The organism is Streptomyces lincolnensis (assembly GCF_001685355.1).
In the GTDB taxonomy this organism is placed as follows: Bacteria; Actinomycetota; Actinomycetes; order Streptomycetales; family Streptomycetaceae; genus Streptomyces; species Streptomyces lincolnensis.
In genome coordinates, this window is the sequence record NZ_CP016438.1 from 5,453,393 (window position 1) to 5,470,603 (window position 17,211).

A 17,211-nucleotide genomic window follows, 5' to 3' on the forward strand; every position below is an offset into this window, starting at 1 on the left:
TTGGCCGTGTCTGTCAGCGCCCGACGAAGAAGTCCACCGACGAACTCTGCTCGCCCTGACGCCCGTAGGCGTCCACGGAGTACACGGTGGCCGTGCACGGTCCGTTGTAGGGCGCCGTCCAGGAGATCGCTCCCGTCGTGGACAGCCGGACGCCGCTGTCGCCGCAGGCGCCGCTGATCTCCCAGGCGTAGCCCTTCAGCCCCCGCCCCTCGTCACCCGCGCCGGGCGCGGCCGTCACCTGGGTGGGCGACTGCGCGAGAACCCCCGCCGGGATCCCCGGGTTGACCAGCGTCAGCTTCGGCGCGGCGGGCCCGGTCGCGGTGGCCGGGGTGAGCCGGTCGACGGTGGCTCCCTCGGAGGGCACCGACTCGGCACCGCTGCCGTCGAGCGCGGCGACGTAGTAGTACGCCGTGCCCTTCGGGGCGGAGGTGTCGTCGTAGGACGCTCCGTCGGTGGTGCCCAGGGGAGTCCAGGCACCGGTGGGTTCGGTGCGCCGGTAGACGCGGAACCCGGTGGCCTCGCCCTCGCCGGCCGCCCAGGTGAGGCGGGTGCGGGCGTCGTCCGGTGCGCCCTGGAGCGCGGTCGGCGCGGGGACGCTGGAGGCGACGGGACGGGTGACCAGCGCCGGATCGGAGAGCGGGGCGAGATTCCCGGCGGCGTCGACGGCGACCACCGCGTAGTCGTAGAGCACCCCGGCGGGCGCCACGGCGTCCGTCCAGGACGTGCCGAAGACGATCTCCGGGCCGTCCATGTCCGAATGACCGGGCGCCGCGCCCCACACCTCGTAGTGGTGGACGTCGTTCGACCAAGGCGCCTTCCACGTGAGGGAGTTGCCCGCGGTCGTACCCAGCGCCGACACCGTCTCGACCCGCGCCGGAGCCGTCCGGTCGACCGTGCTCACGGCCAGATCCGCCGTCCCCGACGAGGAGTTGCCGGCCTTGTCGTAGGCGCGGACCTCGTAGTAATACGTGTCGCCGGTGACCGGCAGGGTCGAGTCGGTGTACGTCGTGGAGGTGGTCGTCGCGAGCGGTGTCGCGCTGAAGGAGGCGCCCTTCAGACGCCGGTAGACGCGGTACCCGGCGAGGTCCATCTCCTTGTTCTTGGCCCAGGTGAGTTTCGCCTTGCCGGTGGCCTTGTCGTACGAGACGGAAGCGGCCGTCGGGGTCAGCGGCTTGACCTTGTCGACGGTGGCGGAAGTCCTGGGCGTGTAGCCGAACTTGACCCGTGCGCTGCCTGTCCAGTTGACGTAGTCGACGCGGAGGCTGTGCTTGCCGGAGGGGATGGTGAGGTTGACGGTCTTGGAGACGGTGGTGGAGGTGTTCTTCCACAGGTCGATCTTGCGGACGCCGTCGAGGTAGACGCGGATGCCGTCCAGGCCGGAGGCGGAGAGGGTGAAGGGGCCGCCGGAGCCGAAGTCCCGTGTCACGGCGTAGCGGACGCCGAAGTTGTCCTTCGGGAGCCCCGTGGCCGGGGAGCCGGTCCAGGTCTGGTCGATGGCGTTGTCGCAGTCCGTCTTCTTCGGGGTTCCGGAGAAGCTGGTGTTCGCGAAGAACTGCCGCTTGTAGACCGGCGAGGTGCAGGTCGTCGCGGCGGACGCGGGTGCCGCGACGGCGGTGAGCAGACCGGCCGCGGTGGCGAGCACGACGGCGGCTGCGGGGACGGTGGTGCGCATCGGCATCACGCTCCGCTCGGCAGGGACACGCTGGAGTCCACGTTGCTGAAGGTCTCCGAGCCGTCGGGCGCGACGACCGAGAGCAGGTAGTAGACCGTCGTACCGGTGGGGATGGTGGTGTCGGTGTAGTTGGTGGCGGTCGGCGCCAGCGGGACGTCCGTCACCTTGATGTACGTGCTCGTCGCGCGGTCCCAGCGGTAGACGTTGATGCCGGCGGCCTCCGTGGCGACCGAGTCGGCGCATTCGATGTACATGCCGCCGTGGTCGCCGTAGGTCGTGTAGGTGAGCACGGAGCAGGGCGCGGTGTCCTCGGGGACGTTCGTCGGCCTGAGGTCGAGCTCGGTGACGGTGGCCTTGGAGATGGACCCGCTCCAGTCGTCGATGTCCACCTCGTCCTCGTACGTAAGGGAGTTGCCGTACTTGTCGACGGCCACGACGATGTACGTCCTCGTCTCACCGTCCGCCACCGAGGGACCCACGACGAACTCGGAGGTGCCCGCGGCGACCGTGCCGAGGTACTCCGGCTCGCAGCAGGACCGGTCCTCGTAGACCCAGTACTTCTCCAGGTCCGCCGCCGTGCTGTCGTCCCAGTCCAGCTTGACGCCGTACTCCAGCGGCCGGGCGGTCAGGTTCGCCACCGGCGGGGGCGGGATCTCGTCGCCGGGGCGGGTGACGGTGAGCTCGGCGGAGGCGGTGGACCAGCGGCCGGCCGTGTTCTGCCGGGTCATCACGTAGTGGTACGTGGCTCCCTGGTCGCCGTCGTAGTCGGTGCAGCTGCGGACCTTGTTGCCGGAGGCGTCCGTGCTGACCTTGCGGCTGCGGCAGTCGGTGAGGTTGTCGTAGGTGAGGGCCACCGGCGAGGTCTTCGAGCGGTAGACCTCGTAGTCGGCGGTGTCGCCGCCGGCCGGCTCGGTCCACGTGAACACCGCGCCCCAGCTGGGCGTCGTCGCGGTCACGTTCTGTGGCGGGGTGATCGTCCGGGCGGTCCGCACGACGTTGGAGGTCGCCGTGTTCTTTTCCGCGTCGATCGCGCTGACCTTGTAGTCGTAGGCGCGGCCGTACGCGGCCGAGGTGTCCGCGTAGGTGGTGGCCGTGGTGTCGGCGAGCGCGGTGTACGTGGTCGCCGAGTCGGTCTTACGGAAGACCCGGTAGACGGCCACGTCGGCGGAGCCCGTCCAGGAAAGGTCGTTGGACGCCTCCACACTCGTCGCGCTCAGCACCGGAGCGGCGGGCGCGGTGTAGTCCGGCGTGGGCACCGGGCCCTGGTCGGCGGTCCCCGACGACTCGTTGCCCGCCTTGTCGTAGGCGCGGACCTCGTAGTAGTACGACTGTCCCGTCTGCGGCGGCACGTCGGTGAACGTCACGTTGGTGGTCGTGCCCACCCGCGTCCACGTGGGCGTGCCCTGCACCCGCCGGTAGACGCGGTACCCGGCGAGGTCCATCTCCTTGTTCCTCGCCCAGTCGAGCACGGCGCTCACACCCTCCTCCATGCCGGGGAAGTAGTCCCACGCCATACCCGTCGGGGTGAGGGGCTTGACCTTGTCGACGGTGGCGGAGGTGCGGGGCGTGTAGCCGAACTTGAGGCGTGCGCTGCCGGTCCAGTTGACGTAGTCGACGCGGAGGCTGTGCTTGCCCGACGGGATCGTGACGTTGACGGTCTTGGAGACGGTGGTGGAGGTGTTCTTCCACAGGTCGATCTTGCGGACGCCGTCGAGGTAGACGCGGATGCCGTCCAGGCCGGAGGCGGCGAAGGTGAAGGGCCCGCCGGAGCCGAAGTCGCGGGTGACGGCGTAGCGGACGCCGAAGTTGTCCTTTGGCAGGCCCGTGGCCGGGGCGCCGGTCCAGGTCTGGTCGATGGCGTTGTCGCAGTCCGTCTTCTTGGGCGTACCGGAGAAGCTGGTGTTCGCGAAGAACTGCCGCTTGTAGACCGGTGAGGTGCAGGTCGTCGCGGCGGACGCGGGCAGGGCGGTGAGCAGGGTGCCCGCGGTGGTGAGCACGACAGCGGCGGCAACCGCGGTCGTCGTGCGTCTGGCTGGGTTCATGGATCCTCGGTCGTGATCGTCGTTAGGCCGGGGAGAAGGGGTGGCGACGATCACGACTCGTGGAGTGGCCCATGGGTTGTACGGGGCTGGCTGTGATGTTGGGGACCTTGGGGACTGTTATACGTCCTTGACCTGCCGCAGGAGGGCGGTGAGGCCTTCGGGGGCGGTGGTCAGGTGGTGGGTGCGCTCGGCGTCGTGTCGAGTTCGGTCGCCGTGACGATGTTCGGCGAACGGGTCCACCTGTAGTGGGAGTTCCAGGAGCTGTCGACGGCGTCCACGAACATGCAGCGCTCCTCGCCGTCGGGCACGGTGGTGTACTCGTACGAGGTGGTCTCGGCGCCCAGCCACTCCACCTCGTGGACGTAGCAGACCTGCTCCTCCTCGTCGCCGACGAGCTCGCCCGCGTAGACCACGTACCGGAACAGGTCGGGCGCCGGGTTCGCGTCCCAGTTCAGCGCGAAGCCGTACTCGGTCGGCGTGGCCGTCAGGCCGGTGACGGCAGGCGGCGGGGTCTCGTCCCGGCGTGCGCCCTTGACGATGACGGATTGTCCGGACTCGTTGCCCGCCGCGTCCAGCGCGGTCACCCGGTAGTAGTAGCTGGCGCGCACCTGAGTGGAGGCGTCCCGGTAGGAGGGCTCATCCGTGGTGCCGACACGGGTGTACGTGCCGTTCTCGGTCGCTGCCCGGTACACCCGGTACGAGACCGCCCCCGAGACCGCGCCCCATCCGATCCGCAGCCCACCCGTCTCGGAGGCGTCGGTGATGTCCAGTCCGGCCGGGATGCCGGGCGCGGTCCGGTCCGCGGTGACCACGGCCTGGTCGGCGGTGCCGCCCGACGCGTTGCCCGCCTTGTCGTAGGCGCGGATCTCGTAGTAGTACGTGTCGCCGGTCACGGGCAGGGTCGCGTCTGTGTACGACGTCCCTGTCGTCGTCGCGAGCGGGGTGGCGCCGAATGTCGTCCCCTTCAGGCGGCGGTACAGCCGGTATCCGGCGAGGTCCATCTCCTTGTTCCGCGCCCAGGTGAGCTTCGCCTTGCCTGTCGCGGGGTCGTACGAGACCGAGGCACCCGTGGGTGCCAGGGGCTTGACCTTGTCGACCGTCGCCGAAGTCCTGGGCGTGTAGCCGAACTTGACCCTCGCGCTGCCGGTCCAGTTCACGTAGTCGACGCGGACGGTGTGCTTGCCCGACGGGATCGTGACGTTGACCGTCTTGGACACCGTCGTCGAACCGTTCTTCCACAGGTCGATCTTGCGGACGCCGTCGACGTAGACGCGGATGCCGTCCAGCCCGGAGGCCGACAGGGCGAACGGGCCGCCGGAGCCGAAGTCCCTCGTCACGGCGTACCGGACGCCGAAGTTGTCCTTCGGAAGCCCGGTGGCCGGGGCGCCGGTCCAGGTCTGGTCGATGGCGTTGTCGCAGTCCGTCTTCTTCGGCGTACCGGAGAAGCTGGTGTTCGCGAAGAACTGCCGCTTGAAGACCGGCGAGGTGCAGGTCGTCGCGGCGGACGCGGGCAGGGCGGTGAGGAGGGTGCCCGCGGTGGCGAGTACGACGACGGTGGAGGCCGTGGCGGTCGTACGTCTGGCTGGGTTCAAAGCAGTCCTTCGGCTCTGGTTCTGGTTCTGGTTCAGGGGATGAGGTCGCCTATGGCGTCGGCGAGGAGCATCGGCAGGGGTTGGGCGCCGGTGCCGAAGGCGGCGGCGAGGGCGTAGGCGAGGGCGACGTCCGTGGCGTCGGGTTTCGCGTCCGGGCGCCATTCGGCCAGGACGTGCCCGTCGCCCTGGGAGGTGAGGTCGCCGAGGCGGTGTCCGTCGCGGAGGAGGCGGCTGGACGGGACCGAGTCGGGGAGCAGGCGCCGGTGGTGGCCGGCGTGGCGGACGTCGACTCGGTAGGAGCGCCGGGTCAGGCGCCCCCGGCCCGGGGCCAGGGCGGCCGCCTCGCCGGCGACGGTGAGGGTGAGCAGGCCGGCGTCCCGGGTGCCGACGGGGATGTGGTCGTCGGCCCGGGTGCCGGAGGCGCGGTTCAGCACGATCCGCGGGATCGCCTCGCCCTCGACGGTGACCGCGCCCCGCTCGGTGTCCAGGTGGACGGTGAGCGGGCCGAACAGGCTGTCGTCGAGGCGGGTTTCGGAGACGGGCATGGGGTTCTCGGGGATGGTTCAGGCGGGTGGGACGACGACCGGGGCCAGGCCGGAGAAGGACTCCGTGCCGTCGGCGGCGACGACCGAGAGGACGTAGTGGCTGGTGGTGGCCGACGGGGTGGCCGGGTCGGTCCAGGTGCGGGTGTCGGCGGCCAGGGGGACGTCGGTGAGGCGGACGTACTGGTCGCTCGTGCGGTCGTAGCGGTACACGTGGAAGCCGGTCGCGGGCACGCAGCCGGTGGCGCAGGTCCAGGTGAGGGCCGCGCTGCCGGCGTCGTTCGTGGCGGACAGGGTCCAGGCCGCGGTGTTCGGGGGCGCATAACCCGGAGTGAGGTGGAACTCGTTGACGCTGACGTTGGCGACGACCTCGGCGGGGTTGCCGGACAGCGTGTAGAGGGAGTTGTTCCGCTTGTCCACCGCGTCCACGAAGTAGACCCAGTTCTGGTCGTCCGGCACCTGCACGTCGACGTACCGGGTCGTCCCGGGCGGGAGGGTGGCGAGCGACTCGTAGGTGCTGGTGTCACGGGGGTCGGTGGCCCGGAGCACGTGGTAGACGCGGAGGTCCGTGGCGGGGCTCTCGTCCCACTGGAGGACCGTGCCGTACTCCGTGCTCGTGTGGACGAGGCCGGTGACGGCCGGCGGCGGGGTCGTGTCCCGCAGACCCGTGTGGACCGTGGCCGAGGGCGCCGACTCGCGGCCCGCGCTGTCGACGCTGGTGACGTAGTAGGCGTAGCCCACGTGGGACACGGCTGAGTAGTCGGTGCAGCCGTACTGCGGGTAGTAGTCGGCCTCGTTGCCCGCGCGGTACGTCTCGCAGGTGACCCGCACCGGGACGGCGTTCGGGTCGGACGGCTCCCAGCGGTAGACGCGGTACTGCGTCGGCGCCGCCTTCGACGTCGTCCAGCGCAGCTCGATCCCGGTCTCGGCCGCGTTGGTGCCCGGGGTGTCCATGGTGGGCACGGCCAGCGGGCGGGCGAGGGAGAGGACCTGGGAGGAGGCGGTGTTGCCGGCGGGGTCCCTCGCGACGACCTTGTAGTACGAGGTCTCCCCGTAGGGCGCGGTCTCGTCGGTGCGGCTCGACCCGTAGGAGATGCCGAGCTTCTCGAACGGGCCGGCGGCGGAGACGGCTCGGTAGACGTCGTACCTAATGTCGAAGGTGTCGTCCTGCCAGTCCAGCTCGACTCCGCGCACGGGGTCGTCCGTCGCGGTCACGACCGGCGTCAGCGGGGCCGTCCGGTCGACCGTGGTGACGAGCTGGTCCGTGCTGCCCGCCGACTCGTTGCCGGCCCGGTCCACCGCCCGGACCTCGTAGTAGTACGCGGCACCGGTGGACCGCAGGCCCTCGGTGAACGAGGTGCCGGTGAGCGGGTCGCCGCCGCTGACCCGGAAGTACTCGGTCCTGCCCTTGTCCCGGCGGTAGACGCGGTATCCGGCGAGGTCCATCTCCTTGTTCCGCGCCCAGGTGACCTTCGCCTTGCCGGTGGCCTTGTCGTACGTCACGGCGGCGCCCGTCGGGGCGAGCGGCCTGACCTTGTCGACGGTCGCCGAAGTGCGGGGTGTGTAGCCGAACTTGAGGCGTGCGCTGCCGGTCCAGTTGACGTAGTCGACGCGCAGGGTGTGCCTGCCCGACGGGATGGTGAGGTTCACCGTCTTCGACACGGTGGTGGAGGTGTTCTTCCACAGGTCGATCCTGCGGACGCCGTCGACGTAGACGCGGATGCCATCCAGGCCGGAAGCGGCGAGCGCGAAGGGGCCGCCGGAGCCGAAGTCCCTCGTCACGGTGTGGCGGACGCCGAACCTGTCCTTCGGCAGGCCCGAAGCGGGGGCGCCCGTGCCCCAGTTCTGGTCGATGACGTTGTCGCAGTCCGTTTTCTTCGGAGTGCCGGAAAACGTCGTGTTCGCGAAGAACTGGCGTGTGAAGACGGGGGATGCGCAGGTCGTCGCGGCGGAGGCGGATGCGGCGGCCGTGCTGAGCAGGCCGCCGGCGGTGGCGAGTACGACGGCGGTCGCGGCCGCGGCGGTCGTGCGTCTGGCTGGATTCATACGTCCTTCAGTGCTGATCCTCAACGGCGGGCAAAGCCGTTGACGATCAGGACCGACGAGCGGGCGGATTGGTTGTACGGGACTTTTGGACCGCTTCGCCGCCCCCGGGGGCGTGGACCTTCACAGAAGCCGCACGTATTAACGTTGCTATCTCAATAAGTGATTGCTCCTTGACGGCTCGGTGAAGGCGGCGTTGGCTTCCTTCACCTGGGTCGCGATAAGCACCCTCGTCCGGAAGGCAAGCGCAGTGAACACCCGTACCCGTCGTACCGCCATAGCAGTGGCCGCAGGTTCCCTCATGCTCTCGCTGACCGCTTGTGGCGCACTGGGCGTGAGCGGGACCAGCAGCGAGGCGAGCCCGACCAAGGGCAACGACATCACCGTCGGCGTACTGATGCCGGAGAAGACGAACACGCGGTACGAGGAGTTCGACTACCCGATCATTCAGCAGAAGGTGAAGTCCCTCACCGGCGGCCAGGGCAAGACCGTCTACGCCAACGGCGAGGCCGACGCGACGAAGCAGATCCAGCAGATGGAGAAGATGATCGCCGACCAGGTCGACGTCATCCTGCTGGACGCCGTCGACGCCAAGACCATCGCGGACACCGTGCGCAAGGCCAAGGAGGCGGGCATCCCGGTCATCGCCTACGACCGGCTGGCCGAGGGCCCGATCGACGCGTACGTCTCCTTCGACAACGAGCTCGTCGGCGAGGTCCAGGGCCGCTCCATCATGGAGGCCCTGGGCGGTGACACCGACACCTCCACCAAGATCGTCATGGTGAACGGCTCGCCCACCGACCCCAACGCCGGCCAGTTCAAGGCGGGCGCGCTCTCCGAGCTCAACGGCAAGGTGACGATCGCCAAGACCTACGACGTGGACGGCTGGAAGCCGGAGATCGCCGAGTCCGACATGGCCAAGGCGATCGAGGCGATCGGCAAGGGCAACATCGCCGCCGTCTACTCCGCCAACGACGCCATGGCCGGCGGTGTCATCAAGGCCCTGGAGGCCGCGGGCGTGACCGAGCTGCCGCCCATCACCGGCCAGGACGCGGAACTCACCGCCGTGCAGCGGATCGTCGCGGGCGAGCAGTACATGAGCGTCTACAAGCCCTACCCGCAGGAGGCCGAGGCCGCAGCCGAGATGGCGGTGGCGCGGGTGCAGGGCAAGGGCATCCAGTTCGACGCCCTCGCCTCGGACCGCGTCGACAGCCCCACCGACAAGGACATCCCGGCTCAGCTGGTGCCCGTGGTCGCCCTGACGAAGGACAACATCAAGTCCACGGTGATCGCGGACGGCATCTACAAGGTGTCCGACATCTGCACCGCCAAGTACGCGAGCGCGTGCCAGTCGGCGAAGCTGAAGTAGGTCCCTCCCGAGCGGGTCTGCCCCCTTGGCCCGAGTGGGCCAGGGGGCTGGGGCATTGCATGGAGAGGGCCGCTGGGCGTACGAGCCGTCAGCCCACCCGGGTGAACTCCACCGTCACCTCCGGCGGGCCGCCCGCCACGCCGCGGTAGACGCCCTTGTGCGGGGTGACGTCGTCGTAGTCGCGGCCGCGGCCGACGACGACGTGGGACTCGTCGGCGCGGGTGCGGTTGGTGGGGTCGTAGCCGCACCAGTCGCCCGCCCAGTACTCGACCCAGGCGTGGCTCTGGCCGGCGACGGGCCGGTGCAGTTCCGCGTCCCGCTCGGGGTGCAGATAGCCGGAGACGTAGCGGGCGGGCAGACCGACGCCCCGGAGCAGGGCGAGGGTGACGTGGGCGATCTCCTGGCAGACGCCCGCGCCCTGCTCCCAGGCCTCGGCGGCGGAGGTGTTCACCGTGCTGGTGCCCGGCAGGTAGGACACCCGGTCCGCGACCATCGAGGACACGGCGACGACCGTCTCGTGCGGGTCGAGGCCGGCCGCCACCTGCCGTGCCTTCTCCACGAGCTCGGCCGGCATCGTCGTACGGGGTGTCGGGCTCGCGAACTCCGACAGCCGGGAACGGGCGGTCTCTTCGGCGATCTCCGCCCAGGGGGGCGCCGCCGGGAGCTCGCCCGGGGGATGGGTCTCCACCAGGCTGGAGGCGGTGATGGTGAGGTCGGCGTGCGGGTCCATCAGGTCGAAGCCGGTGACCTGGGTGCCCCAGTAGTCCCAGTACGACCAGGTGGTGGCCGTCGGGCTGATGGCGACCCGGGCGTCCAGCGTGGTCTGCCCGGGCAGGGTCAGCGGGGTCATGCGGACCTCGTTGTGGGAGGAGACCGCGGCCTGGGCGTACGCGACCCGCGTGATGTGCCGGATCCGGAGGCGACGAGCCATCTCAGGCTCCTTCCTGGGCCCACTCGACGGGCCCCTGGTGGGGGAAGAACCGTTGCTCCACCGCTTCCGCGGACGCCATGCAGGCCTGCTGCAAGTCGCTCAGGAGCAGGGGCAGCTGGTCTTCCAGGGCCTGGGAGTCCAGGTACTCCAGGCGGGTGCGCAGCCGTCCGATCGGGCGGCGGGCCGGATCCTGGCGGGGGCGGCCCAGCGCGGACAGGCACTCCTCGGCCGTGGTCAGCGCGTGCAGCGCCGAGCGTGGGAAGTCCCGGTCCAGGAGCAGGAACTGGGCCACCCGCGGGGTGTCGCCGAAGCCGCTGTGCACGCGCGCGTACGCCTCGTCGGCACCGGACGCGCTCAGCAGGGTCGGCCAGTCCGGCGCGTGCGCGGCGTCCAGCACGCGCACCGACAGCAGCCGTACGGTCATGTCCACCCGCTCCAGGCTGCGGCCCAGCACGACGAAACGCCAGCTGTCGTCGCGGCTCATGGTGGAGTCGGCCAGGCCGAAGAACAGCGCGGCCCGGCGCCGGACCAGTTCCAGGTAGGCGTAGGGGCCGGTGCGGCGGGCCGCCAGCCGCTGGTCCGCGAGGGCGTGCCAGGTGGAGTTGAGGCACTCCCACATCTCCGAGGAGACCGCCTCGCGGGCGCTGCGGGCGTTCAGCCGGGCCGCGCCCAAAGCGCCCTCGATGGAGCAGGTGGAGTGCGCGTCGAAGGCCAGCTGGTCCAGGACCTGCTGCATGTCGACCCGCTCGTCCCCCGCGTCGACGCCGAGGATCGCGTACAGCGACCGGCAGGCCAGGTCCTCGTCGCGCCAGGGGTCCTCCAGCAGGCGGTGCAGATAGGCGTCGAGGATGCGGCCCGTGGCGTCCGCCCGCTCGACATACCGTCCGGTCCAGGTCAGTGCCTCGGCTATCCGGGAGAGGATCACGTCGCTCACTGCTGCTGCGCCCCTTCCTGTACGACGGTGGGGGTGCCGTCGGGTCCGTGCTGGCGCGGTGCCACCTCGGGCAGGCCGCTCGCGCCCTCGGCGGCGGGGGCCGGCGGCTCGGCAGGGCCTTCGGCCAGTACCCAGGTGTCCTTGGATCCGCCGCCCTGGCTGGAGTTGACGATGAGGTTGCCCTCCTGGAGGGCGACCCGGGTCAGGCCGCCGGGCAGGACCCAGACATCGTTGCCGTCGTTGACGGCGAAGGGCCGCAGGTCTATGTGGCGCGGAGCCATGCGTTCGCCCGCGAGGGTGGGGGAGGTGGACAGGGCGACCGGCCGCTGGGCGATGAAGCCGCGCGGGTCGGCGAGGACGGCCTTCCGGGTCCGCTCCAGGGTCGCCGCATCCGCCTTGGGGCCGATGACGATGCCCTGGCCGCCGGCTCCGTCGACCGGTTTGACGACGAGCTGGTCGATCTGGTCCAGGACGGCTTCCAGCTGGCCCGGCTCGTCCGGCCGGAACGACTCCACGTTGGGGAGAACCGGTTCCTCGGAGAGGTAGTACCGGATCAGGTCGGGGACGTAGGTGTAGAGCAGCTTGTCGTCGGCGATGCCGTTGCCGACCGCGTTGGCGAGCGTGACGTGTCCGGCGAGGGCCGCGCTCATGATGCCGGGGCAGCCGATGACCGAGTCGGGGCGGAAGTGGAGCGGGTCGAGGAAGTCGTCGTCCAGGCGCCGGTATACGACATGGACGGGCACCTCACCGCGGGTCGTGCGCATCCACACCCGGTTGCCGCGGCACACCAGGTCGTGCCCCTCCACCAGCTGCACGCCCATCAGCCGTGCCAGCAGGGCGTGTTCGAAGTAGGCGGCGTTGCTGGGGCCGGGGGTCAGCACGACCACCCGCGGGTCCTGGGCGCCGTCCGGGGCGGCGGCCCGCAGGGCGGCGAGCAGCCGCTGGGCGTATCCGTCGACGGGCACGACGTGCTGCTCGGAGAAGAGGGAGGGGAAGATCCGGGTCATCGCGCGCCGGTTCTCGATGACGTACGACACGCCGCTGGGTACCCGGACGTTGTCCTCCAGGACCCGGAAGTCCCCCGCCTCGTCGCGGACGAGGTCGATGCCGGCGACATGGATCCGGACGCCGCCCGGTGGTTCGACGCCGTGGGCCGCGCGATGGAAGTGCGGGGAGTTCAGGAGCAGCCGCCAGGGCACGACACCGTCCTCGAAGGCACGGGCGGGTCCGTAGGCGTCGGCGAGGTAGGCCTCCAGGGCCCTCACTCTCTGGCTCACCCCGCGCTGGATGAGATCCCATTCGAGGGCGTCGAGGATCCTGGGCACGAGATCCAGCGGCCAGGGCCGCTCCTCGCCCGCGAAGGCGTAGGTCACACCGCGGTCCGTGAAGGCGCGGGCCATCTGGTCGGCCCGGAACCTCAGTTCGCTCGGTTCGATCGGCTGGAGCGCGGCCAGCACCGGCTCATAGGCGGTCCTGACCTCACCCGGCCGCTCAAACATCTCGTCCCACGCGTCGGCCAACGCGTACGCGTCAAATATGTCCGCCATGGGGGGACGTTAGAGGCGGTACGTAACGTACTGATCACCGCGCTGTTTCGGCCGGTTGACGTGAATCAGTCATCGCCCCGGGTTTCCTCCCGGCCGTCCCGCCAGCGTGACCACCCGCAGCAGCCATTCGACGGGCCCATACCGGAAGCGTCTCAACCATAGTGTGGAGAAAGCGAGTTGGACGGCGAACACGGCGCACACGAGAGCCATCAGGGTGGCGGTGCCGATCCGGCCGTAGAGCGAGAGACCGTATGCGGTGGCCAGCACGGTCATGATCACGGACTGTGCCAGGTAGTTGGTCAGCGCCATCCGGCCGGCCGGGGCGAGCAGCCGCACGGCCAGGTCCCCCGACGGCGAACGCAGCAGGAGCAGCAGCAGACAGGCGTACGCGACCGACAGCGCGGGAGCAGTGAGCATGCCCACGCCGATCCCCAGGAACTGCCATCGCTCGTCCAGCGGCCCCTGGGACGCGGAGGCGTAGAAGACGGCTCCGGGGACTCCGACGACCAGCCCGACGCCCGCGATCCGCAGCAGTCTGCCGCCGCTCGTACGGTCGTGACCGAGCAGGTCCCGCCGTCCCGCGGCCAGACCGACGAAGAAGGCGGCGAGAATCCCCGGGGCCATGATGACGATGCCGAGAAGGGCATCGGGGAAGCGGTCCAGGTTCGCCTGGACCACCGTCGCCGCATCGCCGCGATACGCCGCCACGGCCGCCGCGATCCTCGCCCGATCCGCGCCGCTCTCGTCCGGCACCCCCAGCGCCAGGACGCCCAGTCCGGTCAGGAGCGCGCCGAAGACGCCGTAGATCCAGCAGGCGGTCCTGACCGCGGCCGCGGGCGAGATCCGCCGGGCCCACAGCAGGACGAGCCCCAGCAGGCCGTACGCCATGAGGATGTCGCCGGTGTACAGCAGCACGGCGTGCGCCACGCCCAGCACCAGCAGGCCCAGCGACCGCCGCAGGAACCGGGCCGTGAAGTTCGCTCCGGCCCGGTCCGCGGAGGCCGCCTGGAGGGTGAAGCTGTAGCCGAACAGGAACGAGAACAGCAGATAGAACTTGGCGGTCGCCACCGCCTTCACCAGCCACAGAGCGAAGCCGTCCACGAAGGCCGCACCGGGTTCGCGGAACCCCTCCGCCGCATAGGGGTCCATGATCTGCGTGCTGTTCACCACGAGGATGCCGAGCAGTGCGAATCCGCGTAACGCGTCGACGGCGGGCAGCCGCCGGGCGGCGGGCGTGGTGCCCGGGCTCATGGTGCCTCCCTCCGCCGGTAGGCGAGCCATCCACAGCATGCGATGACGGTTGCACAGGTGCAGAAGGTGCCGAGCCCTGCCATGGGAGTCAAGTCAGTGCCTATCAGTGCTCTGGTGAAGCCGTCGGGATCTTCCACACCGTTCATGGCCGCTCGGGCCGCGGCGAACGGAAGCCATGCCTGGATCTCGCCCATGCCTGAGATCCGTTGGACAGCCAGTCCGAAGACGCGTTCCAGCAGGAGGGGCCACAAGGTGAGTGTGAGCACTGTCAGCAGCCGACTCCGTACCAACGCGGCCAGTCCTCCGGCCAGAACGGGCAGAAACGCCATGACGATGAGGTAGCGCAGCAGAGGTCCGCAGCCCGCGGACCAGTGGGGCTGCGGCAGTCCTGTCACCGCCAGGGCCGCCGATCCCACCGCGGCGCTCAGGGCAAGGGCAAGGGCAGAGCTCATCAGGGTGCCTGCCGCTCCCACGGTGAGTTTGGCCGCATACGACAGACCGCGGTTGCCGACGGTCAACCAGGCTGTCCGCGCTGTCCGGCAGCTGAACTCCGTCGTGATCGGTCCGGTTCCCAGAACGAAGACCAGGAGCCACGCGCTCAGGGGCAATTGAAGGGCAATGGCATTGAACTGCAGAGTGTCCACGAGATGGGCCACCTCGACAGTGGCTTGTCCCTCACCCGTCGGCTCGCTCGCTTCCATGGGCAGCAGAATGCCGTTGAGCAGACTCAGGACAGCCAGCACCGCGAGTACAACCCAGGTCGAGCGCAGGCCCTTCAGCCTCATCCATTCGAAGCACAGAGCGCGCTTGAGCGCGGTCCCGGCCAGGGGGAGGGCCGGGACCGCGCGGTCTGGGGTGGCATGGCCGGTCTCGCTGGGCCTCACAGCGGTCATCGGCTTTCGTACTCCTGATCAGCAACGGACAAGTAGAACTCCTCGAGAGAGGTAGGACGCTCATCCAGCCAGTGAAGCGGCACCGAGTGCTCAGCCGAGAGGTCTCCGACCTGGAATCTCGACAACCCTGTGATCTCAGCGGTCCCTGGAGCGGTCACTCTGAGAACTCCGCCCCGCTGCTCGACCAGCGGCGTCAACTTGTCGAGCGAGGGGCTCTGGACGCCAACCCGCCCGCGTGCGGTCCCGGAGAGTTCCGACATGGACGTTCTGGCAACGATTCGCCCTCGTGCGAGGACGACAACCTCGTCGGCAACCTGCCCCAGCTCGGCCAACTGATGGCTTGACACCAGCGCTGCACGCCCCTCATCTGCGAAGTCTCGAAGGAAGCGTCGTAACCAGTGCACTGAATGCGGGTCGAGGCCGTTGGTCGGTTCGTCGAGGACCAGCACTCGTGGATTTCCGATCAGCGCCTGTGCCATCCCTACGCGCTGTGCCATCCCGAGAGACAGGCCGCCGAGGCGGAGTCCGGCTGCATCCTGCATGCCGACACGGTTGAGGACCTCGACCACGCGTTCACTCGGGGCCCCGATGCCGGCAGCCACCATCCTCAGGTGCGCCCGCACCGAGTGTTTGGGATGCCCGGCAACTCCGCCAAGGACCGCGCCGACGACATCTGCCGGGCCGCGCCACTGTGCCAGAGGGCGCCCCATGAACAGTGTTCTGCCACCCCCTGACAGCAGCCCGAGCATCAAACGGATTGCTGTGGTCTTTCCTGCGCCGTTCGCACCCAGGAATCCTGTCACCGTATGTGGAGACAATTCCAGGGAGACGTCGGAAAGTACGCGACGACCACGGAACTCCTTACTCAAGCCGTGCGCGGACATCAGAGAAGTCGAGATGTTTCGTTCACCCATGGTTCAGCCAGAAGAGGAATCCGGACAGGGCCAACAATGTGAACGAAAAGATGCCGCCTATTCCTGGGTTCTGGCGCTTCGCCAGACACCAGATTGCCATGATTGACGGAGCGATCCAGCCACACCAATAGAGGGCCCAGCCCGCCGTCCTCGCGCCCTCGGTTCGAATGAAGAGGAACGTGATGAAAGAAGCGCACACGAAGAGCGCAGCCGACCCCCACATGTTATCTGCGACTATTTTTTCGTGGGACTTCTTCATGCGTCCTTCCTTTGCGGCGCAGTACTCCTCCCGGAAGATCCGGGAGGAGTACCTTGCGCCTGAATCAGATGGCCTGCTGGACCAGCCAGGCAATGAGCTCAGTGACGACGTAGCTCGGTGACGCCTTGATCGCCCACTTGACGGGGTTGAAGTTCGACAAGCTGTTGACCCACTTGTCGAAGGCGGCCTTCCCCTTCTTCGCGGCCTTCACGGCGGCCTTGAAGAGCGGCTTGCTCTTCTTTAGCAGTTCCTTGAGAGCGCTGAGTCTGCCCTGCGCGACGCGCTCTCCCTCGGCTCTAGCAGCAGACTCCGTGCCCCGCTCGACCTCGGGATACACCTCGAGCGACATTGCCGGCGCCACCGTCCCCGACAGTGATGCCGCGGAGGCGGTGGTGCGGTTGGCCGCGACAGCCGACGCGGCAGGCGCTGCGATTCCCAGAGCCACTGCCGTCACCATCGAAGCAGCTATCATGCGCGTCTTTCGGCGCACAGTCCCTCCCCGTAATCCTGTTCCAGGCGTGCACTTTGCACCGCCCTCCGCCGGTCTTTCCGGCTGACAGGATTAATGATGCTGCTCAGGTGAGGCTTGTTCTATTGGACCTTGGGGTATCGCCCTCAAGGGCAATGCCTCTAGGGCTTGATCTCCCCTGCGTGTAGATTTGACAGCAGAGCTGCCTCGAGTCGTGATTCGACTTCAAGCTTCCGCATCAGATTCGTCACATGTGCTTTCACCGTCCGCTCTGCAATATCGAGTTGCTTGGCGATTATGCGATTGGACGGCCCGTTCGCGAGGAGTGAGAACACCTGCCTTTCGCGATCTGTCAATCGACCGATGTTTGAGGCGTGTGATGACAGGGGCATGGTCTCGCTCCCCGTCGGGCGAAATCCGATGTTCGCTCCGTTGGGCAGTTGGCTGCTGTTCCACCTGGTCAAAGTGGTTTTCACCTTCCCCGTTGATACATCAGTATCAGTTTCCAAGCAGGGTGTTGATCGCTGAGATCACACGCTTGCTTCGAGCCCGATCATGGGTGAGCCCTCCCTGGGGGCGCCCGGGGAGGGCTGCTTGGTCGGCGGACCCGGTCGTATCCCTGCGATCAACGACGATCGCATCTCGCGTAGCGCGGCACCACCCTCATCTTGCTGCAGCATTTGCATGCTGACGGGTGGACATATAGCTACTAAACGGACAGGCGAGGAGTGTGGTGGCCGCGAGGAGCCGTGT

The 17,211-nt window shown here is 68.8% G+C and carries 14 protein-coding genes and 1 pseudogene; 1 reads left to right on the forward strand and 14 read right to left on the reverse strand.

Translation table 11 applies throughout. The annotated features are described in order from the left end of the window. Nucleotides 1-13: 13 nt before the first annotated feature. The 5 genes and pseudogenes from SLINC_RS46165 to SLINC_RS24375 form a co-directional block, all read right to left on the reverse strand. A complete protein-coding gene (locus SLINC_RS46165) occupies nucleotides 14-1,672 on the reverse strand; it encodes a fibronectin type III domain-containing protein (protein WP_225988375.1) in 1,659 nt (552 codons plus the stop codon). Between the two features lie 5 nt (nucleotides 1,673-1,677). Next, on the reverse strand, nucleotides 1,678-3,714 hold the full coding sequence (locus SLINC_RS24360; RefSeq protein WP_067436986.1) for a fibronectin type III domain-containing protein: 2,037 nt from the start codon (nucleotides 3,712-3,714) through the stop codon (nucleotides 1,678-1,680). A 775-nt stretch (nucleotides 3,715-4,489) separates the two neighbouring features. Next, a pseudogene (locus SLINC_RS50465) lies at nucleotides 4,490-5,306 on the reverse strand (PA14 domain-containing protein); the annotation flags it as partial. Nucleotides 5,307-5,338: 32 nt separating this feature from the next. Next, nucleotides 5,339-5,851: a hypothetical protein gene (locus SLINC_RS24370; protein WP_067436991.1), complete on the reverse strand. Its 513-nt coding sequence runs from the start codon at nucleotides 5,849-5,851 to the stop codon at nucleotides 5,339-5,341. An 18-nt stretch (nucleotides 5,852-5,869) separates the two neighbouring features. After that, nucleotides 5,870-7,894: a PA14 domain-containing protein gene (locus tag SLINC_RS24375; RefSeq protein WP_067436994.1), complete on the reverse strand. Its 2,025-nt coding sequence runs from the start codon at nucleotides 7,892-7,894 to the stop codon at nucleotides 5,870-5,872. 298 nt (nucleotides 7,895-8,192) lie between these two features. Between SLINC_RS24375 and SLINC_RS24380 the strand changes: the two genes are divergently transcribed. After that, nucleotides 8,193-9,260, forward strand: coding sequence for a sugar ABC transporter substrate-binding protein (locus tag SLINC_RS24380; protein WP_182449182.1), 1,068 nt, complete (start codon nucleotides 8,193-8,195; stop codon nucleotides 9,258-9,260). Nucleotides 9,261-9,348: 88 nt separating this feature from the next. Here the strand turns inward: SLINC_RS24380 and SLINC_RS24385 are convergent, their stop codons facing one another. From SLINC_RS24385 to SLINC_RS46170, 9 genes are all read right to left on the reverse strand, one after another. Then, on the reverse strand, nucleotides 9,349-10,191 hold the full coding sequence (locus SLINC_RS24385; RefSeq protein ID WP_067437000.1) for a transglutaminase family protein: 843 nt from the start codon (nucleotides 10,189-10,191) through the stop codon (nucleotides 9,349-9,351). Between the two features lies 1 nt (nucleotide 10,192). Further along, a complete protein-coding gene (locus tag SLINC_RS24390) occupies nucleotides 10,193-11,125 on the reverse strand; it encodes an alpha-E domain-containing protein (protein ID WP_067437003.1) in 933 nt (310 codons plus the stop codon). Beyond that, entirely contained in the window at nucleotides 11,122-12,672 is a 1,551-nt protein-coding gene (locus SLINC_RS24395) for a circularly permuted type 2 ATP-grasp protein (RefSeq protein ID WP_067437006.1), read from the reverse strand. The genes SLINC_RS24390 and SLINC_RS24395 overlap by 4 nt, the downstream gene beginning before the upstream one ends. Before the next feature lie 69 nt (nucleotides 12,673-12,741). Continuing rightward, the gene (locus SLINC_RS24400; RefSeq protein ID WP_067437009.1) at nucleotides 12,742-13,923 is read right to left on the reverse strand and encodes a DUF418 domain-containing protein; all 1,182 of its coding nucleotides are present in this window, start codon (nucleotides 13,921-13,923) and stop codon (nucleotides 12,742-12,744) included. Beyond that, a complete protein-coding gene (locus SLINC_RS24405) occupies nucleotides 13,920-14,816 on the reverse strand; it encodes a hypothetical protein (RefSeq protein ID WP_067437011.1) in 897 nt (298 codons plus the stop codon). The genes SLINC_RS24400 and SLINC_RS24405 overlap by 4 nt, the downstream gene beginning before the upstream one ends. Then, nucleotides 14,813-15,700, reverse strand: a complete 888-nt coding sequence (locus SLINC_RS24410; RefSeq protein ID WP_159425361.1) for an ABC transporter ATP-binding protein — start codon at nucleotides 15,698-15,700, stop codon at nucleotides 14,813-14,815. Before SLINC_RS24410 ends, SLINC_RS24405 begins: the two co-directional genes overlap by 4 nt. A 22-nt stretch (nucleotides 15,701-15,722) precedes the next feature. After that, a complete protein-coding gene (locus SLINC_RS24415) occupies nucleotides 15,723-15,989 on the reverse strand; it encodes a hypothetical protein (RefSeq protein WP_067437014.1) in 267 nt (88 codons plus the stop codon). A 64-nt stretch (nucleotides 15,990-16,053) separates the two neighbouring features. Then, a complete protein-coding gene (locus SLINC_RS24420) occupies nucleotides 16,054-16,479 on the reverse strand; it encodes a hypothetical protein (RefSeq protein ID WP_152039017.1) in 426 nt (141 codons plus the stop codon). A 140-nt stretch (nucleotides 16,480-16,619) separates the two neighbouring features. Then, a complete protein-coding gene (locus tag SLINC_RS46170) occupies nucleotides 16,620-16,850 on the reverse strand; it encodes a helix-turn-helix domain-containing protein (RefSeq protein ID WP_079164697.1) in 231 nt (76 codons plus the stop codon). Between the last annotated feature and the right edge of the window lie 361 nt (nucleotides 16,851-17,211).

Bases quoted from the DNA above. Each gene is read 5' to 3' on its own strand.
- SLINC_RS24405 (WP_067437011.1), bottom strand. From the start codon at position 14,816: ATGACCGCTGTGAGGCCCAGCGAGACCGGCCATGCCACCCCAGACCGC.
- SLINC_RS46165 (WP_225988375.1), bottom strand. From the start codon at position 1,672: ATGCGCACCACCGTCCCCGCAGCCGCCGTCGTGCTCGCCACCGCGGCC.
- SLINC_RS24400 (WP_067437009.1), bottom strand. From the start codon at position 13,923: ATGAGCCCGGGCACCACGCCCGCCGCCCGGCGGCTGCCCGCCGTCGAC.
- SLINC_RS24395 (WP_067437006.1), bottom strand. From the start codon at position 12,672: ATGGCGGACATATTTGACGCGTACGCGTTGGCCGACGCGTGGGACGAG.
- SLINC_RS24375 (WP_067436994.1), bottom strand. From the start codon at position 7,894: ATGAATCCAGCCAGACGCACGACCGCCGCGGCCGCGACCGCCGTCGTA.
- SLINC_RS24410 (WP_159425361.1), bottom strand. From the start codon at position 15,700: ATGTCCGCGCACGGCTTGAGTAAGGAGTTCCGTGGTCGTCGCGTACTT.
- SLINC_RS24415 (WP_067437014.1), bottom strand. From the start codon at position 15,989: ATGAAGAAGTCCCACGAAAAAATAGTCGCAGATAACATGTGGGGGTCG.
- SLINC_RS24360 (WP_067436986.1), bottom strand. From the start codon at position 3,714: ATGAACCCAGCCAGACGCACGACGACCGCGGTTGCCGCCGCTGTCGTG.
- SLINC_RS24370 (WP_067436991.1), bottom strand. From the start codon at position 5,851: ATGCCCGTCTCCGAAACCCGCCTCGACGACAGCCTGTTCGGCCCGCTC.
- SLINC_RS46170 (WP_079164697.1), bottom strand. From the start codon at position 16,850: ATGCCCCTGTCATCACACGCCTCAAACATCGGTCGATTGACAGATCGC.
- SLINC_RS24385 (WP_067437000.1), bottom strand. From the start codon at position 10,191: ATGGCTCGTCGCCTCCGGATCCGGCACATCACGCGGGTCGCGTACGCC.
- SLINC_RS24380 (WP_182449182.1), top strand. From the start codon at position 8,193: ATGCTCTCGCTGACCGCTTGTGGCGCACTGGGCGTGAGCGGGACCAGC.